This window comes from Streptomyces sp. NPDC085932 (genome assembly GCF_044540525.1).
GTDB lineage: Bacteria > Actinomycetota > Actinomycetes > Streptomycetales > Streptomycetaceae > Streptomyces > Streptomyces levis.
In genome coordinates, this window is the sequence record NZ_JBITSJ010000002.1 from 1458811 (window position 1) to 1483937 (window position 25127).

At 73.5% G+C, this 25127-nt stretch carries 25 protein-coding genes, 1 pseudogene and 1 riboswitch; of the genes and pseudogenes, 13 read left to right on the forward strand and 13 right to left on the reverse strand.

The features are described from left to right. Positions 1–2 precede the first annotated feature (2 nt). The 3 genes from ACIGAQ_RS15715 to ACIGAQ_RS15725 all read right to left on the reverse strand — a co-directional run bounded on the left by ACIGAQ_RS15715 (position 3) and on the right by ACIGAQ_RS15725 (position 2809). Positions 3–938, reverse strand: a complete 936-nt coding sequence (locus ACIGAQ_RS15715; protein ID WP_399783003.1) for a cobalamin biosynthesis protein — start codon at positions 936–938, stop codon at positions 3–5. A 99-nt stretch (positions 939–1037) separates the two neighbouring features. Further along, positions 1038–1197, reverse strand: a riboswitch (cobalamin riboswitch). Positions 1198–1312: 115 nt separating this feature from the next. Continuing rightward, entirely contained in the window at positions 1313–1534 is a 222-nt protein-coding gene (locus ACIGAQ_RS15720; protein WP_053670757.1) for a hypothetical protein, read from the reverse strand. Positions 1535–1567: 33 nt separating this feature from the next. Further along, positions 1568–2809 carry an anion permease gene (locus tag ACIGAQ_RS15725; RefSeq protein ID WP_399783006.1) on the reverse strand — a complete coding sequence of 414 codons (1242 nt, stop codon included), beginning with the start codon at positions 2807–2809 and terminating at the stop codon, positions 1568–1570. A gap of 346 nt (positions 2810–3155) precedes the next feature. Between ACIGAQ_RS15725 and ACIGAQ_RS15730 the strand changes: the two genes are divergently transcribed. The 3 genes from ACIGAQ_RS15730 to ACIGAQ_RS15740 all read left to right on the forward strand — a co-directional run bounded on the left by ACIGAQ_RS15730 (position 3156) and on the right by ACIGAQ_RS15740 (position 6732). After that, on the forward strand, positions 3156–3887 hold the full coding sequence (locus ACIGAQ_RS15730; protein WP_311683836.1) for a class II aldolase/adducin family protein: 732 nt from the start codon (positions 3156–3158) through the stop codon (positions 3885–3887). A gap of 72 nt (positions 3888–3959) precedes the next feature. Beyond that, entirely contained in the window at positions 3960–5087 is a 1128-nt protein-coding gene (locus ACIGAQ_RS15735; RefSeq protein ID WP_399783009.1) for an alpha/beta hydrolase family protein, read from the forward strand. Positions 5088–5331: 244 nt separating this feature from the next. Next, positions 5332–6732, forward strand: a complete 1401-nt coding sequence (locus ACIGAQ_RS15740) for a hypothetical protein (protein WP_362281983.1) — start codon at positions 5332–5334, stop codon at positions 6730–6732. On the opposite strand, the gene ACIGAQ_RS15745 is transcribed toward ACIGAQ_RS15740, so the two are convergent. Then, positions 6729–7139, reverse strand: a complete 411-nt coding sequence (locus tag ACIGAQ_RS15745; protein ID WP_399783012.1) for a VOC family protein — start codon at positions 7137–7139, stop codon at positions 6729–6731. The genes ACIGAQ_RS15740 and ACIGAQ_RS15745 overlap by 4 nt on opposite strands. A gap of 234 nt (positions 7140–7373) precedes the next feature. Here ACIGAQ_RS15745 and ACIGAQ_RS15750 point away from each other — a divergent pair, with 234 nt between their 5' ends. From ACIGAQ_RS15750 to ACIGAQ_RS15760, 3 genes are all read left to right on the forward strand, one after another. Next, the gene (locus tag ACIGAQ_RS15750; protein WP_362281979.1) at positions 7374–8972 is read left to right on the forward strand and encodes an ABC-F family ATP-binding cassette domain-containing protein; all 1599 of its coding nucleotides are present in this window, start codon (positions 7374–7376) and stop codon (positions 8970–8972) included. A gap of 362 nt (positions 8973–9334) precedes the next feature. Next, positions 9335–9553, forward strand: coding sequence for a helix-turn-helix domain-containing protein (locus tag ACIGAQ_RS15755; protein ID WP_010037790.1), 219 nt, complete (start codon positions 9335–9337; stop codon positions 9551–9553). Positions 9554–9703: 150 nt separating this feature from the next. Next, entirely contained in the window at positions 9704–10507 is an 804-nt protein-coding gene (locus ACIGAQ_RS15760) for an enoyl-CoA hydratase/isomerase family protein (RefSeq protein ID WP_399783016.1), read from the forward strand. A 406-nt stretch (positions 10508–10913) separates the two neighbouring features. On the opposite strand, the gene ACIGAQ_RS15765 is transcribed toward ACIGAQ_RS15760, so the two are convergent. Next, positions 10914–11627, reverse strand: coding sequence for a nucleopolyhedrovirus P10 family protein (locus ACIGAQ_RS15765; RefSeq protein WP_399783019.1), 714 nt, complete (start codon positions 11625–11627; stop codon positions 10914–10916). Positions 11628–11714: 87 nt separating this feature from the next. Here ACIGAQ_RS15765 and ACIGAQ_RS15770 point away from each other — a divergent pair, with 87 nt between their 5' ends. From ACIGAQ_RS15770 to amaP, 5 genes are read left to right on the forward strand one after another with little or no spacing between them, the layout of a single operon-like run. Then, on the forward strand, positions 11715–12188 hold the full coding sequence (locus tag ACIGAQ_RS15770; RefSeq protein ID WP_311683855.1) for an Asp23/Gls24 family envelope stress response protein: 474 nt from the start codon (positions 11715–11717) through the stop codon (positions 12186–12188). Positions 12189–12234: 46 nt separating this feature from the next. Next, complete coding sequence (locus ACIGAQ_RS15775; protein WP_399783023.1) at positions 12235–12420, forward strand: hypothetical protein; 186 nt, start codon at positions 12235–12237, stop codon at positions 12418–12420. Beyond that, the gene (locus tag ACIGAQ_RS15780) at positions 12417–12800 is read left to right on the forward strand and encodes an Asp23/Gls24 family envelope stress response protein (protein ID WP_311683859.1); all 384 of its coding nucleotides are present in this window, start codon (positions 12417–12419) and stop codon (positions 12798–12800) included. The genes ACIGAQ_RS15775 and ACIGAQ_RS15780 overlap by 4 nt, the downstream gene beginning before the upstream one ends. Next, positions 12797–13531, forward strand: a complete 735-nt coding sequence (locus tag ACIGAQ_RS15785; RefSeq protein WP_399783026.1) for a DUF6286 domain-containing protein — start codon at positions 12797–12799, stop codon at positions 13529–13531. The genes ACIGAQ_RS15780 and ACIGAQ_RS15785 overlap by 4 nt, the downstream gene beginning before the upstream one ends. Before the next feature lie 5 nt (positions 13532–13536). Beyond that, positions 13537–14115, forward strand: coding sequence for an alkaline shock response membrane anchor protein AmaP (gene amaP / locus ACIGAQ_RS15790; protein WP_399783029.1), 579 nt, complete (start codon positions 13537–13539; stop codon positions 14113–14115). A gap of 10 nt (positions 14116–14125) precedes the next feature. On the opposite strand, the gene ACIGAQ_RS15795 is transcribed toward amaP, so the two are convergent. The 5 genes from ACIGAQ_RS15795 to ACIGAQ_RS15815 all read right to left on the reverse strand — a co-directional run bounded on the left by ACIGAQ_RS15795 (position 14126) and on the right by ACIGAQ_RS15815 (position 19004). Next, a complete protein-coding gene (locus ACIGAQ_RS15795; protein WP_399783032.1) occupies positions 14126–14881 on the reverse strand; it encodes an SDR family oxidoreductase in 756 nt (251 codons plus the stop codon). 4 nt (positions 14882–14885) lie between these two features. Continuing rightward, a complete protein-coding gene (locus ACIGAQ_RS15800; protein ID WP_311683865.1) occupies positions 14886–16679 on the reverse strand; it encodes a glycoside hydrolase family 15 protein in 1794 nt (597 codons plus the stop codon). 153 nt (positions 16680–16832) lie between these two features. Continuing rightward, on the reverse strand, positions 16833–17627 hold the full coding sequence (locus tag ACIGAQ_RS15805; RefSeq protein WP_399783035.1) for an SURF1 family protein: 795 nt from the start codon (positions 17625–17627) through the stop codon (positions 16833–16835). A 49-nt stretch (positions 17628–17676) separates the two neighbouring features. Continuing rightward, on the reverse strand, positions 17677–17910 hold the full coding sequence (locus tag ACIGAQ_RS15810) for a hypothetical protein (RefSeq protein WP_094056481.1): 234 nt from the start codon (positions 17908–17910) through the stop codon (positions 17677–17679). Positions 17911–18011: 101 nt separating this feature from the next. After that, a complete protein-coding gene (locus ACIGAQ_RS15815) occupies positions 18012–19004 on the reverse strand; it encodes a DEDDh family exonuclease (protein ID WP_362281962.1) in 993 nt (330 codons plus the stop codon). A 231-nt stretch (positions 19005–19235) separates the two neighbouring features. Between ACIGAQ_RS15815 and ACIGAQ_RS15820 the strand changes: the two are divergent. Next, positions 19236–20062: pseudogene (locus ACIGAQ_RS15820) on the forward strand (sterol desaturase family protein). Further along, the gene (locus tag ACIGAQ_RS15825) at positions 20059–20739 is read left to right on the forward strand and encodes a lysoplasmalogenase (RefSeq protein ID WP_399783039.1); all 681 of its coding nucleotides are present in this window, start codon (positions 20059–20061) and stop codon (positions 20737–20739) included. Before ACIGAQ_RS15820 ends, ACIGAQ_RS15825 begins: the two are co-directional and overlap by 4 nt. A 27-nt stretch (positions 20740–20766) precedes the next feature. Here ACIGAQ_RS15825 and ACIGAQ_RS15830 read toward each other — a convergent pair whose 3' ends face one another. The 3 genes from ACIGAQ_RS15830 to ACIGAQ_RS15840 all read right to left on the reverse strand — a co-directional run bounded on the left by ACIGAQ_RS15830 (position 20767) and on the right by ACIGAQ_RS15840 (position 25006). Then, positions 20767–21771 carry a CopD family protein gene (locus ACIGAQ_RS15830; RefSeq protein WP_399783042.1) on the reverse strand — a complete coding sequence of 335 codons (1005 nt, stop codon included), beginning with the start codon at positions 21769–21771 and terminating at the stop codon, positions 20767–20769. A gap of 125 nt (positions 21772–21896) precedes the next feature. Beyond that, a complete protein-coding gene (locus tag ACIGAQ_RS15835) occupies positions 21897–23417 on the reverse strand; it encodes a S8 family peptidase (RefSeq protein WP_399783045.1) in 1521 nt (506 codons plus the stop codon). A gap of 59 nt (positions 23418–23476) precedes the next feature. Next, positions 23477–25006, reverse strand: a complete 1530-nt coding sequence (locus ACIGAQ_RS15840) for a S8 family serine peptidase (protein ID WP_362281953.1) — start codon at positions 25004–25006, stop codon at positions 23477–23479. Positions 25007–25127: the final 121 nt, after the last annotated feature.

Genomic DNA, 25127 nt, shown 5'->3' on the forward strand with positions numbered 1-25127 from the left:
AGTCACTTCCCCCTCTTCAGCAACCGCGCGCCGGCGCACACTCCGAGCGCCAGCCAGGTGACGCGCCGCGAGAGCCGCACGGCCCGTTCGACATCGCGCCGGGCGACGGCCCGCCCGCCGGTGTTCAGCACGGGCCGGTGCTCCACCCGCCCGCCGTACGACAGCGTCCCGCCCAGCCGCACGCCGAGCGCCCCGGCGAACGAGGCCTCCACGGGCCCGGCGTTGGGGCTCGGATGCTGCGCCGCGTCGGCCCGCCAGGCGCGCACGGCCCCGCGCGGATCCGGCCCGGCCAGCACCGCCAGCACGGCGGTCAGCCGCGCGCCCGGCCATCCCGCGAGGTCGTCGAGACGCGCCGAAGCCCATCCGTAGCGCCGGTATCGGGCCGACTTGTGCCCGACCATGGCGTCCAGGGTGTTGACGGCCCGGAACCCGAGCAGCCCCGGCACCCCGCCGACGGCCCCCCACACCAGCGCCCCGACCACCGCGTCGGAGGTGTTCTCGGCGACGGACTCGACCACGGCCCGGGCGATCCCGTCGGCGTCGAGGGCCTGCGGATCCCGTCCGCACAGGTGCGGCAGCCGCGCCCGGGCCGCCCCCACGTCCCCCGCCTCCAGGGCACGCCCGACGGTCTCCGCCTCCCGGGCGAGTGAAGTGCCCCCGACGACGGCCCAGGTGGCGGCGGCGGTGAGCGCGACGGAGGCGGCGGCGGAGTTCCGTGCGGCACGCTCGGCGACGGCCCCGAGCGCGACGGCTCCTCCCACGCACACCGCGGTGTGCAGGGCGCCCCACCCGCGGTGGTCCCGCCACAGCACCCGTTCCACGGCACCCGCGGCCCGCCCGAACGCGGCGACCGGATGCCCCCGGCGGGGGTCGCCGAGCAGCAGGTCACCGATCAGGCCGGCGGCGGCACCGTACGCGAAGACGCGACCGGCACCCATGGGCTCAGCCGCCCAACAGGGCAGGCAGGGGTGGGGTGCTGAACCTCGATCGGCAGCCGCGCATGGCGATACGTGTCCTCACTCAGGGTGTCCGCGCCCTGGTTCGACGTGACCGGCGGTGAGAGTTCCTGGCTCCCGGGGGATGGCTACCCCGGTGACAGTGGCGGGACCGCGCCGGACTCACACCGGCTTCCTCTCCTGCCGCCGTACTGGCCCCGGAAGTCCACCACGGGCGCGAACCGCCGTCAACTTGCCCTTGACCTGCGCGGGGAGAGTGTGGAGAACCCCACACCACGCCCACGCGCACACGACGACCGGGCGGCACGGGACCGAGGTCCCGTGCCGCCCGGCGGACACGCTGTGCGATCGGGGCGTCAGGCCACGATCAGGTAGATGCCGTAGCCGACGGCCGCCGCGCACGCGGCGAAGCACGCGTACGCCCCCGTCACCGCGAGGCTGGCGGAGCCGCCCTGCGCCACCGCCCGCTCGCGGCGCGACAGGCCGGTGATGCCGAGGGTGAACAGGCCGACGAGGGCCACGGTGACCACGAGGCTGACGCCGAAGACGGAGCCGAGGGCCGCCCAGTCGATCTTCATCTCTGCTTCTTCCTTGTTAACCGGTGGGCGGGGTCAGACCGTGGTGGTCGTGGAGGGCGTCCGCTCGGCGGTCGCCTGGGCCGGGATGGGCGGCACGTCGGCGGTGGTGCCCGCCGGCGGCGGCGTCACCGCGGCCATCGCCGTGGTCACCACGCCGGCCGGCTCCTCGTCGGCGGCGGTGTCGTTGACGTTGGTGTGGTCGACGACCTCACGCCGGGAGATCTTCCAGATGGCCGCCGAGGAGGCGACGAGGAAGGCGGCCACCACGGCGGTGCCCCAGTCACCGAAGCCGGTGACGTACTCGGCGAGCGCGCCCACCAGGGCGGCGGCCGGCAGGGTCAGGCCCCAGGCGACGAACATCCGGGTCGCCGTCGACCAGCGGACCACACCGCCCTTGCGGCCGAGGCCCGCGCCCATCACCGCACCGGACACGGAGTGGGTCGTGGAGAGGGAGAAACCGAGGTGCGAGGAGGCCAGGATGACCGTGGCCGCGCTGGTCTGGGCGGCGAAGCCCTGCTGCGGCCGGAGGTCGGTCAGGCCCTTGCCCATCGTGCGGATGATGCGCCAGCCGCCCAGGTAGGTGCCGAGCGCGATCGCGACGCCCGCGGACAGGATGACCCACAGGGGCGGGTCCGAGTCGGGCGCCACGGCGCCGCCGGCGACCAGGGCCAGGGTGATGACGCCCATGGTCTTCTGCGCGTCGTTGGTGCCGTGCGCCAGGGAGACCAGGCCCGCCGAGGCGATCTGGCCGGCCCGGTAGCCCTTCTCGGACGCCTTGCCGTCGGCCTTGCGGCCCAGGGAGAACGTCAGCCGCGTGGCCAGCATCGCCGCGAGGCCCGCCACCAGCGGGGCGGCGATCGCCGGGATGAGCACCTTGGTCACCAGCACGTCGCCGTGCACCGCGCCGACGCCCGCCGAGGCGATCGTGGCGCCGATCAGACCGCCCATGAGGGCGTGCGAGGAGCTGGACGGCAGTCCGACCAGCCACGTCAGCAGGTTCCACAGGATCGCGCCCACCAGGGCGGCGAAGATGACTTCGGGACGGATGCCGGCCTCGTCGACCAGGCCCTTGGAGATCGTGTTGGCGACTTCGACGGACAGGAAGGCGCCGACCAGGTTCAGGACCGCGGACATGGCGACCGCGGCCTTCGGCCGCATGGCGCCCGTGGAAATGGTCGTGGCCATCGCGTTCGCGGTGTCGTGGAAACCGTTCGTGAAATCGAACGCGAGTGCGGTTACCACCACAATCGCGAGGATCAGCGAGAAGCTTTCCATTTACCCAGGCAATCGTTCGAGGTCATTGGCTGGACGAACGTAGGTAACCCGAGTGAACGGAAGATGAACTGGGAGGGGCGCATGGGTGTCCTCAACGGGGGTTCGACGTTCCGCCCTGCTGTCAGGCTCCCCGCGCCCCCTCGGCCCAGGCCCCCGCGCGAATCTCTTCAGCCGATCGAGTGACCCGCGGCACACGTTCCGGTCGCCCGGCAGGGGGTCTCCCCGGTCCGGCAGCGCGGAAGCGGGGGGGCGCGGTGGGTCGTGGACCCGGACGCCCCGACGTGGACGAACGCCGCGTCCCCCGCCCGCGCTCCCGGAACGGCGGTCCGCCTGGCAGGATCGCGGCATGGCTGAGCGGCGAGACGACGAGCGGGACACGCCGGACGTCCGGGGCGGCGGACCGGACACGGGGGAGGGGCCGCGCAGGAGCGCCCGCCCCGACGAGGCCCGCGCCTGGGAGGAACTCGTCGCGACGGCCCGCCGCACGGTCGCGGACGGACTCGTCGTCGGCACCTCCGGCAACGTCTCGGTGCGCGTCGGGGACACCGTCCTGGTCACCCCGTCCGGCGTGCCCTACGACCGCCTGACGCCCGCGGACGTGACGGGCGTCGACCTCGACGGCCGGCAGGTCCTCGGCACGCTCGTCCCGACCAGCGAGCTGCCCATGCACCTCGCCGTCCACCGCACGACCGACGCCCGGGCCGTGGTGCACACCCACGCCGTGCACGCGACGGCCGTGTCCACGCTCGTGACCGAGCTGCCGCTGATCCACTACATGGCCGCGGCGCTCGGCGGACCCGTCCGGGTCGCCCCCTACGCCACGTACGGCACCGACGAGCTGGCCGGGAACATGCTCCGCGCCCTCGCCGGACGCTCCGGCTGCCTCCTGCAGAACCACGGCACCGTCACCCACGGCGCCACCCTCGACCAGGCCTACGACCGCACGGCCCAGCTGGAGTGGATGTGCCGCCTGTGGCTCACCGCCACGTCCGTGCCGGGGCTCACCCCGAGCCTGCTGTCCGGACAACAGCTGGCGGAGGTGGAGGAGCGGCTGCGCGGCTACGGCCAGCGGCGCTGACCCCGGAGCGCGGCGTCACCCCGCCGCCGCCTCCCACTGGTCGCCCCCGGACCGCGCCGGGACACTGGAGCCGTGCGCACTGTCAGAGCGACGGCCGCTGCCGTCACCGCCCTGCTGGGGGCCGGGGCCGCCGCGGTCGCCGTCGGCCGGCTCGCCAGCGACGCCGCGCTCAAGGCGCCCGCCGGCCGGCCGCTGCCGACCGAGCCCCGACTCACGGTGCACGGCACCGCCGCCGGGCAGATCACCCTCACCCGGGACCTGGCCGCCCTGCGGCCCGGCCGCTACGGCCTGTCCGGCGACGGCTCCCACGCGATCGTCGGCCCCGTCCTGGCCGGTGCCTCGCACACCGCCGACACCGTCGTGCGCCGCCTGGAGCGCGTCACCCACGGCACCCTGGGACCCGGCGACAAGGTCTGGCTGACCCCGAACGTCCACGTCGGGGACCCGGGCTCCGCCCTCGGCATCGAACACGCCGACGTCGACGTGCCCGGCGAACTCGGTGCCCTGCCCGCGTGGTTCGTGCCCGCCGCCCGGGACACCTGGGTGATCGCCGTGCACGGCCTGGGCACCACCCGCGAACTCGCGCTGAACCTCATGGGGTTCTGGCACCGCAGCCACTTCCCGGTCCTGGCCCTCGCCTACCGCGGCGACCTCGGCGCACCCCGCCCGGCCGACGGCCTGAACCACCTCGGCGAGACCGAGTGGCGCGACCTGGACGCCGCGATCCGCTACGCCGTGCGCCACGGAGCCCGGCAGGTCGTCCTGCACGGCTGGTCCACCGGCGCCACCATGGCCCTGCGCGCCGCCGAGCGCTCGGGTCTGCGCGAGCACGTCTCCGGGCTCGTCCTGGACTCCCCGGTGCTCAGCTGGGAGACCACCCTGCGCGCCCTCGCCGCGGCCCGGCGCACCCCGGGCGCGCTGCTGCCCCTCGCCGTGCGCGCCGCCCAGGGCCGCACCGGCATGCCCGGCGGCCGGGCGACGGCCCCCGTCCCGCACGACGGCCTGCGCGTCCCGGCCCTGATCTTCCACGGCCCGGGTGACACGGTCGCCCCCTGGCGGCTCTCCCGCCGGCTCGCCGACGCCCGCCCCGACCTGGTCTCCCTGCGCACCGTCGGCAACGCCCCCCACGGAGCCATGTGGAACGCCGACCCCCAGACCTACGAAGAAACCCTCCGCCGCTTCATGACCCCACTCATGTGACGGCACCACCCGCGACGCTCCGCGGCCCGGCCGCACGCACCCCCCGTTCACGCCCCCTTCGCCCCCCTGCAACCACGTCCCGGCCCGCGCTCCACCGACCGGTCGCGATGATTCCGTTTAGCGCCGTACCACTGGCCTGTTCCCGGCCCTCGTCCCCTCCCGGGAACCGGTGCCTTGGCCATCCCCGTCGCCCGCCGTGACATTCCGTTTGGGTTTTCGGACCGTCAACCGGAAGACTGCCCCCGTGACGTCCCGTATCCCGCGCGACTCCAGGCTTCGACTCGTCCGCCCGCGACCCCTGGCCGCCGCCCCCGCAGCGATGAACCAGCGGCGCTCGCGCCGACCCGCCCCGCGCCCCCCGGAGGGCACCCCGGCACCGGCGGAGCTGGCCAGAATGGCCCGCTCAGGTCTGGCCGACGCGGCCCGCGTCGCCCGCTGGGCCGACGCCGCGCTCGGCCCCGGAGGGGACAGCGCCACCGCCGACGGCAAGGCCACCCTCTCCGAGACGACCGCCGAACGGGCGGCCCGCGACCTCGGCCTGACCCCGGCTCAGGTCAGAGCCGACTGGGACACCGCCCGGCTCGCCGGCCTGATCGAGGTGCACGGCGACAGCGCCCGCCCCGGCTGGCGGCTGCGCGCCTGGAACCGCGACGACAGCGCCGTCCTGCGCGGCTGGGTCGCCCTCTTCGACGCCTGGTCCCTCGCCCACCCGGAGCCCGAGGAGCACGAGCCCGCCGCCGTCGCCGAGGTCGTCTCGGCCATGCCGCAGGTGCTCTCCTTCCTCCAGCTGTCCGCCGGCCCCGTCCCCGTCGAACAGCTCCTCGACCTCCTGGAGCAGCGCGTCACCGAGTTGCGCACCGCGCGCTGCGAGATCCCCTACGGCCCCCAGCCCGAGCCGGTGGCCGAACCGGAGCCCACCGACGCCCCGCTCGCGCCCCTCCTCGACTGGGCCCTGCGCGCCCTCGCCTCGGTCGGCGCCCTCACCTACGGCGACGGCCAGGCCACGCTCACCCCGCTCGGCAGCTGGGCGGTCTGGGTCAAGCTGGAGCAGATCTGCGTCGCCGCGCAGAGCCCCGCCGGGAACATCGAGCAGGCCGCCGAGGACATGCTCCGCGGTTGCGCCCAGCTGCGCCCCAACGCGGCCCGCGCCGAGTACCGCGCCTGGCTCGCCGCCCGCACCGTCGGCAGCGCCGTCACCGAGCTCCTCGACGCCGCCCGTGGCGAGGACGCCCTGCTGCGCGGCCTGGCCTTCGAGGCGCTGCGCGTCGTCGGCGCCCCCGCCGAGCCCGACGTGCGCGCCGTGCTGGACGAGCCCACACTCCGGCCGTACGCGCTGCTGTGGCTGGCCGAGCACGACGGCGCCGACCCCGAGGACGCCCACGAGGTCCTCACCCGGGAGGAGGCGACCTGGCTGTGGGTGGACACCGCCGCCGCCGTCGCCGACCACGGGGAGGCCCCGCTGCTCGTCCGGCACCTGGAGTCCGCCGTGCAGCCGACCGTCCCGATGCTGCTGGACGAGGTGCGGGCCGTCGGGCACCCGCGCACGGTTCAGGTCCTGGTCGCGCTCGCCGCCGCGCACCCCGACCCGGCCCTCGCCAAGGCCGTGCGCCGGGCCGCCTTCCAGGTGCACACGGGCGGCAGCTAGCCGCCCGTCGCGGGCGCGTAGGTGCCGAAGCTCCAGACATTGCCCTCGACGTCCCGGGCCATGTAGTCCCGGGACCCGTAGTCCTGGTCCGTCGGGGGCATCAGGATCTCCACGCCGTGCTCCACGGCCCGGCGGTGGTGCGCGTCCACGTCGTCCACCACCACGTAGACGCCCGCGGTGCCGGCGCCCTTCATGGCCCGGTCGAAGACGCTGCCGGTGCCGCGGGTGCCGATCATCACCGCGCCGTTGCCCTGCGTCAGCTCGGCGTGGAGCACCGAGCCGTCCTCGCCCTCGAACAACGACAGCTCCCTGAAGCCGAGGGCCTCCGTGAGCTGGCGGATTGCCGCCTTCGCGTCGTCGTACAGCAGCGTCGGATAGACGCTCGGGCGCCCGCCGGTGCCTGCCATACCGATCACTCCCTCGTGCTCGGTCGCCGGGATCCTCGCCGATCCGGACCCGTGGTCCAGTCTCGCACCGGGCACCGGCGACGTCCCCGCGAGACGAACCGAACACGCGCACGCAGAAAAAGTGGTTGCACGCCCCCGTTAGACTGTTCCTCATGGCCATTCTCCTCGCGCATTAGACGGCGGGAACGTCCTCAGCCGCCCATCCCGCCCCCGTATCCGCCCTGGAGTCTGTCCGTGATCTCCGCCTCCGGTATCGAGCTGCGCGCCGGTGCCCGTGTCCTCATCGAGAACGCCACCTTCCGCGTCGCCAAGGGCGACCGCATCGGCCTCGTCGGCCGCAACGGCGCGGGCAAGACCACCCTCACCAAGTGCCTCGCGGGCGAGGGCGTGCCCGCCGGCGGCACCATCACCCGCTCCGGCGAGGTCGGCTACCTCCCGCAGGACCCGCGCACGGGCGACCTCGACGTCCTCGCCCGCGACCGCATCCTCTCCGCCCGCGGCCTCGACGTCCTGATCCGCAAGATGCGCGAGAACGAGCAGCGCATCGCCAACGGCCAGGGCGCCACCCGCGAGAAGGCCCTCAAGCAGTACGAGCGCCAGGAGACGGAGTTCCTCACCAAGGGCGGGTACGCCGCCGAGGCCGAGGCCGCCACGATCGCCGCCGCGCTCAACCTGCCCGACCGCGTGCTCGGGCAGCCCCTGCACACCCTCTCCGGCGGCCAGCGCCGCCGCATCGAGCTGGCCCGGATCCTGTTCTCCGACGCGGACACGCTGCTGCTCGACGAGCCGACCAACCACCTCGACGCCGACTCGATCATCTGGCTGCGGGACTACCTCAAGACCTACCGCGGCGGTTTCATCGTGATCTCCCACGACGTCGACCTGGTCGAGACGGTCGTGAACAAGGTGTTCTACCTGGACGCCAACCGCGCCCAGATCGACGTCTACAACATGGGCTGGAAGCTCTACCAGCAGCAGCGCGAGGCCGACGAGAAGCGCCGCAAGCGCGAGCGCGCCAACGCCGAGAAGAAGGCCGCCGCCCTGCACTCGCAGGCCGACAAGATGCGCGCCAAGGCGACCAAGACCGTCGCCGCGCAGAACATGGCCCGCCGCGCGGACAAGCTGCTCTCCGGCCTGGAGGCGGTCCGCCAGTCCGACAAGGTCGCCAAGCTCCGCTTCCCCGAGCCCGCGCCCTGCGGCAAGACCCCGCTGATGGCCGAGGGCCTGTCGAAGTCGTACGGCTCGCTGGAGATCTTCACCGACGTCGACCTGGCCATCGACAAGGGCAGCCGCGTCGTCATCCTCGGCCTCAACGGCGCCGGCAAGACCACCCTGCTGCGGCTGCTCGGCGGCGTCGAGCAGCCCGACACGGGCATGGTCGTCCCCGGCCACGGCCTCAAGCTCGGGTACTACGCCCAGGAGCACGAGACCCTCGACCCGGACCGCACGGTCCTGGAGAACATGCGCTCCGCGGCGCCCGACATGGACCTGGTCGAGGTCCGCAAGGTGCTCGGCTCGTTCCTGTTCTCCGGCGACGACGTCGACAAGCCCGCCGGGGTCCTCTCCGGCGGAGAGAAGACCCGCCTCGCCCTCGCCACCCTCGTGGTGTCCTCGGCGAACGTGCTGCTCCTCGACGAGCCCACCAACAACCTCGACCCGGCCAGCCGCGAGGAGATCCTCGGCGCGCTGCGCACCTACAAGGGCGCGGTCGTCCTCGTCACGCACGACGAGGGCGCGGTCGAGGCGCTCCAGCCGGAGCGCATCATCCTGCTGCCGGACGGCGTCGAGGACCTGTGGGGCTCAGACTACGCGGACCTCGTCGCCCTCGCCTGAGGCACGCCGGGCGTCAGTGCCGCTTGATCGAATGCGTGATCAACGGCGTATGGATCATTCGGCCCATCGGTGATCCATCATCTGTGTGAGATCTCCTCGTACCGAGGTGTGTCCTACATCGAATTCGCGGCCGAGCCCCTGATCCTTCGGGGCTCGGCCGCCTCGTCTCTCTGACCTGGCATTTCCCGGAACGACGCATTCGGCCACCGTGACGGCACGCTTCGGAATTCGGAATTCCGCTTGTGGGGATGCGCTCCCGTCGTCACAACCTTGTCTCACGGACCTTGCCGAATGGGTGGCCATCAGGGCCCGGAGGGGTGATCATGAGGAGACCAGAGCGCACTTCCCATGAGGAGGCACGGGTGGCCGAGACTCTGAAGAAGGGCAGCCGGGTGACCGGCGCCGCGCGCGACAAGCTCGCGGCAGACCTGAAGAAGAAGTACGACGCCGGTGCGAGCATCCGGGCGTTGGCCGAGGAGACCGGCCGCTCGTATGGCTTCGTGCACCGCATGCTCAGTGAGTCGGGCGTCACGCTGCGAGGGCGTGGCGGGGCGACCCGGGGCAAGAAGGCCACGGCCTGACCCCGGGTGGCCCCTCGGCTTCGATGGTGGCCACCCGGTCGTATCCCTGATCGACCGGGTGGTTACTGTGCAGTCACTTAGCTGTGCCGTCGGCCGGTGCACCAGCCGGCGTACGGCGCGGAAGACGACCGCACACATCGGAGGCGTCCCATGGCTTCGCCCGACAAGGACCTCGTTCCCGTACTCGACAAGGACGGCGTACGGCTCACCGTCGACGACGCGATCGCCACGGTGACGCTGACCAACCCGGCCAAGCGCAACGCGCAGAGCCCCGCTCTGTGGCGGGCGCTGACCGAGGCCGGGCGGCTGCTGCCGGGCTCCGTCCGTGTCGTGGTCCTGCGGGCCGAGGGCAAGTCCTTCTCGGCCGGACTCGACCGGCAGGCGTTCACGCCCGAGGGTTTCGACGGGGAACCGTCGTTCATCGACCTCGCGCGCGGCGACGACGCCGAGTTGGACGCGACCATCGCCGAATACCAGGAGGCGTTCACCTGGTGGCGGCGCAGCGACATCATCTCGGTCGCCGCCGTCCAGGGGCATGCCATCGGGGCGGGCTTCCAGCTCGCCCTCGCCTGCGACCTGCGCGTCGTCGCCGACGACGTGCAGTTCGCCATGCGTGAGACCAGCCTCGGACTCGTGCCCGACCTGACGGGCACGCATCCGCTGGTGGGGCTCGTCGGCTACGCCCGCGCGCTGGAGATCTGCGTGACCGGGCGCTTCGTCACGGCCGAGGAGGCCGTCAACACCGGGCTCGCCAACGTGGCCGTGCCCGCGGACCAGCTCGACGACACCGTCCGCGATCTCACCGCGGCCGTGCTCGCCGCGCCCCGCGACGCCGTCGTCGAGACCAAGGCCCTGCTGCGCGGCGCCCAGGACCGGACCTACGAGGACCAGCGCCGCGCCGAGCGCCAGTCCCAGGCCCGCCGACTGCGGGACCTCGCGGGCGTCGGCGACTGAGACCACCGCGCTCGGCCGGCGCGTGGGCAGCATCGGGGTTGAGATTCCCGCGCTCGGCCGGGCGTGGGCAGTGTCGGGGACCGAGACCGCCGCGCTCGGCGGGGCACGGTCAGCGTCAGGGACCGAGACCGCCGCGCTCGGCCGGCGCGTGGGCAGCGTCGGCGACTGAGACTGCCGCACCGGCCGGGGCACGGTCAGCGTCAGGGACCGACACCGCCGCGCTCGGCCGGCGCGTGGTCAGCGTCGGCGACTGAGACCGCCGCACCGGCCGGTGCACGGTCAGCGTCAGGGACCGACACCGCCGCGCTCGGCCGGCGCGTGGGCAGCCTCGGGGCTGGGACCGCCGCGCTCGGCCGGCGCGTGGGCAGCATCGGGGCTGAGACTCCCGCGCTCGGCCGGGGCGTGGTCAGCCGACCGCGCTCACCACGACCGCCACCGTCGGGTGGTCCGGCAGGGCCTCCGCGACCGCCGAGCGGACCGCGCGGGCCACGTCACCGGCCCGGTGGTCCGCGGCCACCGCCACCTCCAGCCGGACATGGCGGTGCGTCAGCGCGGCCTCGGCCGACCGCTCCTCGATGTGCACCGGGTGGCCCAGCGTGCCGGTCAGCCCGATCACGCCCGCCACCTCCAGCGCGGCGGCGGCCACGCGGCCCTCGTCGCCGCCCTCCACCCGCTCGGCGCGCGGGGGCTCGGGCAGCGCGGCGCCGGGCTCGCCGTCCGGGTCCTCCTCCAGGAGGCCCGTCACCTTCAGGTCGATCTCCGTGACCGTCAGGCCGACCTGCCGGGCCGCCGCGCCCGCCAGCGCCGCCCGCAGCAGCGCAGCCGTCGCCGGCAACGGCTGCGAGGCCGTGGCCGTGAACTCCGCCGTGACCCGCAGCGGCCCCGGCGGCAGGGCACTCGGCGGCGCCGGCACGGCCGGCTCGGATGTGTCCGCGGGGTCCGCGAGCGCGATCCGCAGCGCGTCGAGGCGCACGCCCGGGGTGCCTCGCGCCGCGCGCCCCAGCACCGCCTCGGCCGCCCGTTCGGCGATCCAGGCGCCGTCCCGCGCCTCACCCAGCGGCAGAAGCCTGCCCAGACCCAGCTGATGTCTCACTGCTCGCGTCCATCGGTCGGCCGTCATTCCTCCAGCCTGCCGCATCAGAGGCGCGCTCCCGCGTAACCGTGCTTACCGTGGTCGCAGGACGACGACCGAAAAGGACGTACGGCGATGACTGACATGACCGAGAACCGGGGCGGGGAGAGCGAGACGGCGGCGCGCAGAAGCCCTCTCACCAAGCGCGGCGGGGGAGACCCGGGCTCCCGGGGCCGGACGACCATCGCGGACGGCGTCGTGGAGAAGATCGCCGGGCTGGCCGCACGCGACGTGGACGGCGTGCACGCCATGGGCAGCGGCCTGTCCCGCACCTTCGGGGCCGTGCGCGACCGGGTGCCCGGCGGCCAGAAGGCGGGCGTGACGCGCGGTGTGAAGGCCGAGGTCGGCGAGGTGCAGGCCGCCCTCGACCTGGAGATCGTCGTCGACTACGGCGTGTCGATCGCCGACGTGGCCCGGGACGTGCGGGAGAACGTCATCACGGCCGTGGAGCGGATGACCGGCCTGGAGGTCGTCGAGGTCAACATCGCGGTGAGCGACGTGAAGCTGCCGGACGAGGAGGAAGAGGAACCGGAACGCCGGATCCAGTGAGGCACGGGCCAGGGCACGGCACTGCGGAAGAGGAGCTGAGGAGCGCATGAGCATGGGCGTGGCCGGAATGATCGCCGGCATGGCGCTGGCCTTCGCCGGATATTTCGGCGGATTCGGAGCGTTTCTGCTGGTGGCGGCGCTGGGCGCCGTCGGCTTCGTCGTCGGCCGGTTCCTGGAGGGGGACATGGACTTCGGCGACTTCTTCCGTAGCCGTGACGAAGGGCGGCGGTGACGCCCGTGAGCACGGGGGCCGGTGAGCTCGACAGACAGCCGACCGTCGTACCGCCGGGTGAGCGCGGCGCGACGAGCATCGCCGACCGGGTCGTGGCGAAGATCGCCTCCCAGGCGGCCCGCGAGGCCGTCGGGACGCTGCCGCCCGACGCCGACCGGCCGTCGGCCAGTGTCACCGTCCACCACGACGTCGTCCACGTCCGGGTGCACGTGGAGCTCGACTACCCCTGCGACATCGGCGACCGCTGCCGCAGCGTGCGGCGCCGGGTCGTCGAACGGGTGGGCGAGCTGGTGGGCATGCAGGTGCCGGAGGTCGTCGTCCAGGTGGAGGGACTGCACCTGGCCGGGGCACCCGGAGCCGGACAGCGGAGGACGCGATGAGCGAACCCCAAGGCGCCGGACCCCAGGGCACCGGACCCCAGGGCAGTGAACCCGAGGGCGCCGGACTTCAGGGCAGCGAACCCGAGGGCGTGACCCAGCGCCTGCCCGTCCTGCGGAAGCCGGACACGGACGACGGCACCGCACCCGACCGGCCCACGCCGCCGGCCGGGGATGACGGCGAGGGCGGCCGCGCGGGCCGCTTCTGGTCGGTGCGCCGCGTCCCCGCGGGCATCGTCGCGGTGCTGCTGCTGGGCCTGGCGGGACTGTTCCTCTACGACATCGTCTCGGTGCGCGCCGGCCGGCCCGGCATGAGCTGGCGCCGGGACCTGGCCCGGCAGCTCGCCGAACGGCCCCTGGACGACACCTGGGTGCTCGTCGGGGCCGGGATCGCCGCCGCGCTCGGCCTCTGGCTGATCCTCCTGGCCGTCACCCCCGGCCTGCGGCACGTGCTGCCTATGCGCCGCACCCACGCCGGGGTACGGGCGGGGCTGGACCGGGACGCCGCCGCGAGCGCCCTGCGCGACCGGGCCGTGGAGGTGGCCGGCGTGCAGTCGGCGCGGGTCAAGGTGCGCCGGCGCCGGGCGGACGTCCGGGCCCTGTCGCATTTCCGGGAACTGGACGAGGTGCGGACCGACCTGGACGCCGTGCTCGGCGACGCGGTGCGGGGCCTGGGACTGTCCCGGCCGCCCTCGCTGTCGGTGCGGGTACGGCGCCCGGGCCGGAAGGGGTGACGGCCATGCTCAGAAACGTCAACCGTGTCTTTCTCGGGCTCGTGGGCCTGGTGCTGCTGGTGCTGGGCGGATCGGTCCTGGCCGTCGGTCTCGGCGCGCCGGCGCCCTCCTGGTGGATCCACGACAGCAGGCACGACGTCCTGCTCAGTGAGGCCGAACGCACCCGCTGGCGGGACTCCGGCTGGTGGTGGCCGGTCGTCATCGCCGCGCTCGCGGTCCTGCTGCTGCTCGCCCTGTGGTGGCTGGTCGCGGTCCTGCGCAGGCGCCGCCTCGCCGAGGTCCTGGTCGACACCGGTGACGGCGAGGGCGCGCTGGTGCGGGGCCGGGCCCTGGAGCAGGTCCTCACCCAGGAGGCGGAGCGGATCGACGGCGTCGACCGGTCCCGGGCTCATCTGACGGGCCGCCGCACCGCCCCCGAGGCCCACGTCCGCCTCGCGCTGGAGCCGCACGTGGACCCGGGAACCGCCTTGACCGACTTCACGACCGGTGCTCTGCGCCACGCCAGGACGTCGGCGGGGCTCGCGTTCCTCCCGGCCGAGGTGAGACTGCGCGCGGTCAAGCACGGCGCCGAACGGGTCAGCTGACCCGGAGCGCTCAGAACCCGTGCCGTGCCCCGCCGTCCACCGGCACCATGACCCCGGTCAGATAGGACGCGGCCGGCGACAGCAGGAATGCGGCGACCCGTCCGAACTCCTCGGGCGCCCCGTACCGGCGCAGCGGGATCCGCGACTCCGAAGCCGCCCGGGTCGCCTCGGGGTCGGCCGACAGCGAGTCCAGCTCGCGCACCCGGTCGGTGTCGATCCGCCCGGGCAGCACGCCGACCACCCGGATGCCGCGCGGCCCGAGCTCGTCGGAGAGCGACTTGGCGAACCCGGCCAGGCCCGGTCGCAGCCCGTTGGAGATGGTCAGGCCCGGAATGGGCTCGTACACCGACCCGGACAGCACGAACCCGATGACGCCCCCGGCCTCCAGCTCGGCCGCCGCGGCGCGCGCCAGCCGCACCGCGCCGAGGAACACCGACTCGAACGCCGTCTGCCACTGCTCGTCGGTGTTGTCGGCGACGAACCCGGCGGGCGGGCCGCCCACACTGACGAGGACACCGTCGAGGCGCCCGAAGTGCTCCCGCGCGGCCGCGATCAGCACGGCCGCCGCGTCGGGGTCGGCGTTGTCGACGCCCACCCCGACCGCGTTCGGGCCCAGCGCGGCGGCCGCCTCGGCGGCGCTCTTCTCGTCCCGCCCCGAGACGACCACCTTCGCCCCGTCGGCGACGAGCTCGCGCGCGGAGGCGTTGCCGAGGCCGCGCGTGGCCCCGGTGACGACGTACACCCGGTCCTTCAGTCCAAGATCCATGGCCCTATCCTGCCCCGTCCGCCCCGAACAGGGCGAGGGCGGTGTTCACCAGGCCGATGTGGCTGAACGCCTGCGGGAAGTTGCCGAGCTGCCGGCCGGCCACGGGGTCGTACTCCTCGGACAGCAGGCCGACGTCGTTGGCCAGCCCCACCAGCCGTTCGAACAGCTCGCGGGCCTCCTTGGTGCGGCCCGTCATGAACAGGGCGTCCGCGAGCCAGAACGAGCACACCAGGAAGGTGCCCTCGCTGCCGGGCAGCCCGTCGACGTCCGGGACCTCCGAGTCGGTGGTGCTGTAGCGCCGCAGCAGACCGCCGTGGTCCAGCTCCTCGCGGACGGCGTCGATCGTGCCGATCACCCGCGGGTCGTCCGGCGGCAGGAAGCCGACGCGCGGGATGAGCAGCAGCGCGGCGTCCAGTTCCCGCGACCCGTAGGACTGGGTGAAGGTGTTGCGCTCGGCGTCGTAGCCCTTCTCGCACACCTCGCGGTGCACCTCGTCGCGCAGTTCGCGCCAGGCGTCCAGGTCGCCGTGCAGCTCCGGATGGCTCTCCAGGGTGCGCACGGCACGGTCGGCGGCCACCCACACCATCACCTTGGAGTGCACGAACTGGCGCCGGCCGCCGCGCACCTCCCACAGCCCCTCGTCGGGCTGCCGCCAGTTCGTCCGCAGGAAGTCCATCAGGGCCGTCTGCAGCGCCCACACGTCCGGCTGGGGCGACAGGCCCGACTCGCGGGCCAGCGACAGGGAGTCCATGACCTCGCCGTAGACGTCCAGCTGGAGCTGGTTGACGGCGTCGTTGCCGATGCGGACGGGGGTGGACTCGTCGAAGCCGGACAGCCAGGGCAGCTCGAACTCGGGCAGCCGCCGCTCGCCCGCCAGGCCGTACATGATCTGCAGGTCGGCCGGGTCGCCCGCGACCGCGCGCAGCAGCCAGTTCCGCCAGGCCTCGGCCTCCTCCTGGTAGCCCGCAGCCAGCAGCGCGCCCAGGGTGAGGGTGGAGTCGCGCAGCCAGCAGAAGCGGTAGTCCCAGTTGCGCACACCGCCCGGCTCCTCGGGCAGCGAGGTCGTGGCGGCGGCGACGATGCCGCCGGTCGGGGCGTAGGTGAGCGCCTTGAGGGTGATCAGGGAGCGGACGACCTCGTCCCGGTACGGCCCGTCGTAGCGGCAGCGTGCCGCCCAGGCCTGCCAGTCCTCCACGCTGTGGCGCAGCGACTCGAACGGGTCGACGAGCGGCGGGCGCGGTTCGTGGGAGGGGTGCCAGGTCAGGACGAACGCGACCTTCTCCCCCTTCTTCACGGTGAACTCCGCGTGGGTGCCGAAGTCCTCGCCCCAGCTGGTCACCGCCGGTTCGCTGCGCAGCCAGGTGGAGTCCGGGCCGGCGACGGCGACCCGGTGGCCGTCCGAGCGGCGCATCCACGGGACGATCGAGCCGTAGTCGAAGCGCAGTTTCAGGACGCTGTGCAGCGTCACCTCCCCGTCCAGGCCCTCGACGATGCGCACGAGATCGGGTGCCTCGTCGCGCTGGGGCATCAGGTCGGTGACCCGGACCGCCCCCTGTCCGGTCTCCCACTCGGTGTCCAGGACGAGGGTGTCCCGGCGGTAGGCGCGCCGGGTGCACCGGTCCGCCCCCACGGGGGCGATGCGCCAGTGGCCGTTGTCCTCGTCACCGAGCAGTTTCGCGAAGCAGGCGGCCGAGTCGAAACGGGGCAGGCACAGCCAGTCCACCGATCCGTCCGTGCCGACCAGGGCCGCGGTCTGTTCGTCGCCGATGATCGCGTAGTCCTCGATGCTGGGGTGCACGGAGTGCGGGTTCCCGGCAACTCGGCGTGGCAATCAGGGCAAGGGCCGGGGGAGTGACTTTCGATGGACGGCCAGGGCGCCGAGGCCCGGGCGGACGGCCCCGGATCCGGCGCCCTGGCAGACGGGCGCCGCGGCTGTCGCGGCCGGGCGCGGTCAGACCGCCGCCGGTTCCGCCTCGCTGGAGTCCTGCTTCTCGGCCGCCGCCTGTGCCCGGTCCCGGGCCTCGCGGCGGGCCAGGATCACCCAGCCGACCGGCACCGCCGCGGCGAACAGCCACCACTGGACGGCGTACGCGTAGTTCAGCGCCGCGTCCTCCTTGCCGGGGTTGCCCAGCAGCTCGGGCGTGTCGCCCTCGGGCCCGGGCGCCGTCAGGGCGATGTAGCCGCCGAGCACCGCGGCGTCCAGGCGGCGGGCCTCCTGCTCGCTGTTGATCAGCATGATCTGCCGGTCCGGCAGGTCGCTGAGGTTCTTGATGCCGCTGGCCGCCGTCGTCTCGCTGGGCATCAGCCGCCCCCGGACGGTGACCTCGCCGGCGGGCGGGGCGGGGACCTTCGGGAACGCCGTCTGGGTCGGGCCGGAGGGGACCCAGCCCCGGTTGACCAGCAGCACCTTGCCGTCGTGCAGGACGAACGGCGTCAGCACGTGGTAGCCGACCTCGTCGTCGGAGCTGGTGCGGCGGCGGACGACGACCTCGTCCTCGGCGTCGAAGCGGCCCTCGGCGGTCACGGTCCGGTAGCGCTCGGCGCTGGTCACGGTGTGCCCGGGCGCGGTCAGCTTCTCCACCGGCACCGGATCGGCGGCCAGCGCGTCGGTGACCAGCTGGTTCCGGGCGGTGCGCTCCTCGTAGCGGTGCATCTGCCAGATGCCCAGCCTGATCATCGTGGGGATGAGGAGCAGGGCGATCAACGTGAGGATCACCCACTGCCGGGACATCAGGAAGCGGTACACCCCACGACCGTACAACTCGGTCGTGGGGTGCATTCAGGTGGGTACGGGTTCAGACCTTGTCGACGATCCCCGCCTTTCCCTCCGCGCGGGCGCAGTGGGCGCCGCAGTACCAGTGGCCCTCGACCTCCACGCCCTGCCCGATGATCTGCACCCGGCAGTGCTCGCAGATGGGGGCCATGCGGTGGATCGCGCAGGCGAAGCAGTCGAAGACGTGCACCGCGCCCTGCGCGTGCACCTCGAAGGTCATTCCGTACTGATTGCCACAAACCTCACAGGTCGCCATGGGCCACAGGGTGGGCCGTGACCCGGGCCCGGGCGAGCGGCCGCCGGGCGAGTCGCCCGGCAATCACCCGTCCGTACGGTCGCCCCGCGCCCCGTCCGCGCTCACCCCTCGGACGCCGGCTCCACGTCCGCGAGGAGCTGCCCGAAGGCCGCCTCGTCCACGACCGGCGTGCCGAACTGGCGGGCCTTGACGACCTTGGACGTGCCCGAGTCCGGGTCGTTCGTGACGAGCAGGCTCGTCAGCCGGGACAGGCTCGTCGCCACGTGCAGCCCGGCCTCGGTCGCGCGGTCCTCCAGCAGCTCCCGCTCGGTCGAGGTGTCACCCGAGAAGGCGACCCGCATGCCCTGCTTGAGCCGTCCGCCCGGCTCGTAGCGCCCCGGGTTGGGGTAGGGGCAGGCGGGGCGCTTGCGCGAGGGGCGCCAACTGGTCGGCCGGTAGCCGCCGTAGCCCGCCTGCTGTCCGATGCGGGGCGTGGCGGGACGGTCCGACCACTCCGTCAGCGGCCGGCACTCGTGCAACGGCAGCCGCAGGTTGTGCGCCGCCGCGGCCCGCAGGCTGGGGCGGAACGCCTCCGCCAGCACGCGCGCGTCGTCCAGCGCGTGGTGGGCCCGCTGCTGCACGACGCCGAAATGCGCCGCGAGGGACTCCAGCTTGTGGTTGGGCAGCGGCAGCCCGAGCTCCTTGGAGAGGGCGATGGTGCACAGCCGCTGGCGCACCGGCGCCTCGCGCTCGGCCCGCGCGTACTCCCGGGCGATCATCTGCCAGTCGAAGACGGCGTTGTGCGCGACGAGGACCCGTCCCGTCAGCCGGGCCGTGAACTCCTCGGCGATGTCCTGGAACAGGGGCGCGCCCTCCAGTGCCTCGCTCGTCAGCCCGTGGATCCAGACCGGGCCCGGGTCGCGCTCCGGGTTGACCGTCGTGTACCAGTGGTCCTCGACCTCGCCGCGCGCGTCCACCCGGTAGACGGCCGCGGAGATGATGCGGTCGTCCCGGGCCAGGCCCGTGGTCTCCACGTCAACGACCGCGTATCCCTGGGGATACGCGGCCGGCCACGCCGTGGCGGAGAACGCTGCGGTCGTCAGGTCTTCGAGCATGGTTCACGAGGATACGGGCCGGGACTGACACCGCCGTCCGCCAGGTGCGGACCCGCGCCCTTTCCGATGCCCCCTCAGGCGGCTTGTCCGGCTTGTCCGTTCGCGAGGCGTACGTCTGCTCGACCGGGGCCGGTTTGGCGGAGATCGCCGAGAAGCAAGCGCGTACCGTCGGTCGTACTTGTCGGTAACAACGTCTGATGGGGCCGTCTTGGGCGGTCCTACGGTGCTTGCATGCCGAACCTGCCCGATGTCGTGCTGTGGTCGATACCCGCCTTCGTGCTGCTCACCGTGGTCGAGATGGTGAGCTGCCGCCTCCACCCCGACGAGGACGCCGCGGGGTACGAGGCGAAGGACGCCGCGACGAGCGTCGGCATGGGGCTCGGCAGTCTCGCCTTCGACTTCCTGTGGAAGATCCCGATCCTGGCCGTCTGCACGGCCCTGTACGAACTGACGCCGCTGCGCGTGCCCGTGCTGTGGTGGACGATCCCGCTGATGCTGCTCGGGCAGGACTTCTTCTCCTACTGGTCCCACCGCGGCCACCACGTCATCCGCATCCTGTGGGCCTGTCATGTCGTCCACCACTCCAGCCGGAAGTTCAACCTCACCACCGCGCTGCGCCAGCCCTGGACGTCCCTGACCGTGTGGCCCTTCTACGTGCCGCTCATCCTCCTCGGCGTGCACCCGGCCGCACTCGCGTTCTGCTCCTCGGCCACTACCTGGACCGCAACTTCGGCGGCATCCTCATCGTCTGGGACCGGCTGTTCGGCTCGTTCGTCGCGGAGACCGAGCGGCCCCGCTACGGGCTGACGAAGAACATCGACATGTACGACCTGCTGAAGGTGGCGACCCACGAGTACGTGTCGATCGCCAAGGACCCTAGGGCGGCGCGCAATTGGAGCGAACGGACGGGGCGGGTGTTCCGGGGACCGGGGTGGGGCCCGGCCCGGGCGGCGGCGCCGGCCGGCGGCTCCACCACGGCTCTCCTCCCGTCCGGGACCGCGCAAGGGCAGGAGCCGGTCGTCGGGACCGCGCCCGCCGGGAAGACCCCACCGGCGTGAACCGCACGCGCCTCGTCCTGGCCGCCTTCGCCCTCGCCGCCGTCGTCGACCTCGTCTGCCTGGCGGCCGGTTCCGGCACCGGCCACGCCCTCGCCAAGCCGCTGCTGATGCCGCTGCTGGCCCTCTGGGCCGCGCTGCGCCGGGCACCCCGGCCGCTCCTGGCCGCCCTGCTGTTCGGCTGGGGCGGGGACGTGCTGCCGCTGTCCGACGCCCAGCCGGCCTTCCTCGCCGGCCTGGCCTCCTTCGCCGCCGGGCACGTCTGCTACCTCGTGCTCTTCCGCACGTACGGCAGCCGGTACGCCGTTCCCCGCGCGCGTGCGGGCCTCCTGGCCCTCGGGTACGCCGTCGCCCTGCTCGGGACCGTCGCGCTGCTGTGGCCGGACCTGCCCGCGGAACTGCGCGTGCCCGTCGCCGGGTACAGCCTCCTGCTCACGGCGATGGCCTGCGCGGCCGGTACCCGCCTCGGCCTCTGCACCGGCCTCGGCGGGGCGCTCTTCCTGCTCTCCGACACCCTCATCGCGACAGGCGTGGCCGAGTGGCCGCAGCCGCCCCGGCCCGACTTCCGGGTCATGCTCACCTACGTCGCCGCGCAGGCCCTGCTGGCCGGCGGCGCACTCGGGGCGCTCAACGCGCGCCGCGCGCCGACCGTGACGTACGGCGAGATGAGGGTGGTCTGAGACCGGCCGGGGGCGAGAGGGCCGGGTCTACCAGCGGATGGGTACCGGCAGCGCCGTCAGCAGGCCGGACACCGCGACCACCAGGCCGAGCACGGCCACCTCGGCCCGGGCCGGAGTGCAGGCGGTCAGCGGGTCGGCCGCCCGGTGCAGCCGTCGCCGGGCCCACAGGGCGAGCACGGCCACGGCGGCCACGAGCAGCACCTTGGCGAGCAGGACCCGCCCGTACGCCGTCTCCGTCAGCTGTTCCAGGATCGTCCCGGGCGGCATCCGGCGCAGCGAACTGCACACGCCCGTGGCGGTGATGGCGGCGAGCAGCACCGCCGCCACGCGCGCGTAGAGGCCCAGCAGGGCCGCGCCCGCCGGATCGCGCCGCAGCCGCAGCACCCGCAGGGCGTGCAGCAGACCGCCCACCCACAGGGCCGCGCAGGTCAGGTGCACGAGCGTCAGACCGGAGCCGGTCAGCGGGCCGTGCTCGGTCGTGGGGTGGGCGCGCAGGGCCTCGGCGACGATCACCGCGGCCAGCGGCAGCACCTGTGTGGCCGGGCGCCGGGACACCGCACACAGACCCGCCACGAGGAAGGCGTTGACCTCCAGCAGGGCCAGCTTGCCGTCCCGGGAGGCGTAGAGGCCGCCGACGTCGATGTCCGCAGGGCCGCCCGGCACCAGATTGCCCGTGGCGACGACCGAGGCGAGCCCGAGGGCGGCCAGGAAACCGGCGGCGGCCGCCCAGGGCGACCAGCTGCGCAGCGCGTCCGGGGGAGCGGCCGGCGCCCCCGGCACCCACCGCGCCAGCCGGTTCACGAACACCTCGCCGACGGGTACGCACAGCGCCGCGAACAGCACCGTGCGCAGCAGGGCTATCCCCCCGGCGCCGGGCGCCTCGGCCTCCCCGGTGCCGTGCAGCGCGGCGGACGGGCCCAGCAGCGGTATGAGCGCGGCCAGCGCCACGAGCACCAGGACGGCGACGGCCCGTCCGGCGCCACCACGCCCTGTCGTCCCGGCCGCCCCGGGTGCAGATCTTGTCAAGGTCACCCCAGGATCTTCACCAACCTCCACAGGGCCGGGCAAGTCGGAAGCGGCGCCCGCTCGGCGGGCCCGGGGGACGAAGCGGGCCGGGCGGGTGTACCCGCCCGGCCCGGACCGCCGTTCCGTCCGCCCTACTTGGTCACCGCGTCCAGCGCGTCCGCGATGCCCCAGCCGTAGAAGCCGTTGCGGTTCTTCGGGCCCTCGCACACCGCGTCGACCTTGCCGTCGGCGTCGATGTCGTACGGGTCCGTGCACGCCTTGGCGTCGGCCTGCGCGTACAGCAGGGCCTTCACCAGGGCCGGGGAGGCGTACGGGTGCGTCGACTTGATGAGCGCGGCGACGCCCGCGACGTGCGGGGACGCCATCGACGTACCGGCCATGTAACCCCACTTGCCGCCCGGCAGCGTGCCCAGGATCAGCCCGCTGGTGGCCGGCGGCGCCGGCGCCTGGTAGGCCGTGGAGTCGCCGCCCGGCGCGGCGATGTCGGCCACGCCCAAGCCGTAGTTGGAGAAGGACGACTTGATGCCCTTCGCGCCCGTCGCCGCGACCGTGACGACACCCGGCAGCTGGGTGGGTATGTCGAGGCACTTCGAGGGGTCGACGACCCGCTCGCCCGGCGTGGTGTCGTTCGGGGAGGAGGGGTCGGTGATCGAGTCGGAGGCGAGGTCGTAGTTCTCGTTGCCCGCCGCCGCGACGTTGACCGCGCCCTTCTTCTCCGCGTACCGCGAGGCGCGCGTGACGGCCTCCACCAGCGCCTTCTGGTCCGGGTCGTCCTTGCAGTTGAAGTACCAGGGGTCGGTGTAATAGCTGTTGTTCGTCACGTCGACCCCGTGCTCGGCCGCCCACACGAAGCCGCAGACCACGGCCTCGGTGTAGAAGAAGCCGGCCGTGGTGGACACCTTGATGCCCGAGACCTTCACGCCGGGCGCGACACCCGTCATGCCGACGCCGTTCTTGGCGGCGGCGATCTCACCGGCGACGTGCGTGCCGTGCGGGCTCTCCGCCGCGCTCGGCCGCCAGGCCCCGTCGGACGTGTCCGGCTTGCCCGTCACGCAGTTGACCGACGCCTTGCGGTCGAAGTTGGGCGCGATGTCGGGGTGCGTGTCGTCCACGCCGGTGTCGATCACGGCGACCGTGACCTTGTCGCTGCCCAGCGACTTCTCGTGCGCCTTGTCCGCCTTGATGGCGGGCAGGTCCCACTGCAGCGACTCCAGCGGGTCCTGACCGGCCGCCGCCTCGGCCCGCGCGACCTCGGCCGCGCTCAGCACCTTCGGCGCGCCCAGGTCGCCCGTCGACGCCGCGGGCAGCGGCGCCGTGCGGGTGGCACCGGCCGACTGCACGCCGCGCACCGTGCGGATGGTCTTGGCGAAGTCGGGGTTCGAGGAGTGGACGACGATGACGCCGATCTGGTCGTACGACGTCACGATCGTCCCGCCGGCCTTGCCGACGGCCTTCTTCACGTGCGCCGACGTGCCGTGACCCGGCTTGACGTTGACGACGTAGCTGAGCGGGGTGGCATCGGCCGAGACCGCCGCCGGGGCGTCCTCGGCGGCCGAGGCCGTGACGTTCGGCAGGAACGCGAGGGCCGTGGCCATTGCCATTCCGGCCGGGATCGCGACGGCGCGGCGGTAGCGCGCGTGCGGCGCAGTCATGGTGTCTCCAGTTCGTTCGCGGTACGGGGCGACGGTGCGGAAGGTCGGGAAGGCGCGGCTCACTTGACCGCGCGCAGCGCGTTGACGATGCCGTGGCCGTAGAAGCCGTTGACGCGCTCGCCGCCCTCGCACACCGCGTCCTGCGTGCCGTCGCCGTCCTGGTCGTAGGACGTGGGGCAGGCCGTCTCGTCGGCCTGCGCCTTCAGCAGCGCCTGGAGCTGGGCCGGCGAGGCCCACGGGTACTTGGACTTCAGCAGCGCGGCGACGCCGGAGGCGTGCGGCGAGGCCATGGAGGTGCCCTGCAGGAAGGCCCACGCGCCGTTCGGCATCGTGGACAGGATGCGGCCGTCCTTGGAGGGCGTGTCCGGGATCTGGTAGCGGCGGTCACCACCGGGCGCGGCGACGTCGACGACGCCCTTGCCGTACGTCGAGTAGTACGACTTGACGTTCTGGACGCCGGTCGCGCTGACCGTGACGACACCCGGCAGCTGGGTCGGGATGTCGAAGCACTCGTGCGGGTCGATGGTGCGCTCGACGGGCGTGGTGTCGTTCGGGCTGGAGTCGTCGACGATCGCGTCCGCGTCCAGGTCGTGGTTGGAGTTGCCCGCCGCGGCGACGTGCAGCGTGCCCTTCTTCTGCGCGTACAGCTGCGCCCGGTTGACCGCGGTGACGACGGCGCGCTGGTCCGGGTCGTCCATGCAGTTGTACAGCCACGGGTCGACGTAGTAGCTGTTGTTCGTGATCTCGACGCCGTGGTCGGCGGCGAACACGAACGCGCAGACGACGCTCTCCGGGTAGAAGAGGCCGTTCGCCCGGTCGGTCACGTTGATGCTGGACACCTTCACACCGGGAGCGACGCCGGCGACGCCGGTCCCGTTGCGGGCGGCGGCTATGGAGCCGGCGACGTGCGTGCCGTGGTAGTCCTCGGGCGTGTACGGCCGCCAGGCGCCCTCGCTGGTGTCGGCCTTGCCGCCGGCGCAGTTGGCGGACTGGGAGGCGGAGAAGTTCGGGGCGATGTCGGGGTGGGTGTCGTCCACGCCGGTGTCGATCACCGCGACCGTCACCTTGCGGCTGCCCGGGTTGATCTTCGCGGCCTTGTCGGCGCCGATCGCGCGCAGGTCCCACTGGTCCGCTTCGAGGGGCTCGCTCTCGGGCGTCTGCGCGGAGGCGGCCTCGACCCGATCGGCCTCGGCGGCCGTCAGGTACCGGGCGGCGCCCTCCTCCTTCGTCCCCGCGGCGGCCAGCGGCGCCGTGCGCGTCGCACCGGCCGAGTGGACCCCGCGGACCGTGCGGACGGTCTTGGCGAAGTCGGGGTTCGAGGAGTGGACGACGAGGACGCCGATCCGCTCGTACGTCGCCACGACCGAGCCGCCGGCCTTCCCGATCGCCTTCTTGACCGAAGCGATCGTGTGGCGGTCGGTCTTGGTGTTGACGACGTACGCCAGCCGCGGCGCGTCCGCCGTCAGGGTGGCCGGCTCCGCCTGCGGGGCCGCCGAGGCGGCGGCGGGCAGGAAGCCGAGCGAGGCCGTCAGCGACAGCACGACGGGCACGGCGAGAGCGAGCCGGCGTCTGGAACGCAAGTGAGACATGGGGTCTCCACATCCTCCGGAAACGAAACCGGCCCGAGGCACAGGTGGTGCTCGGGCAGGTACATGACGAGGTGGTGCAGGGTGAAGCTATCCCGGCCTCTCGCCGGCCAGCAACGTTTCG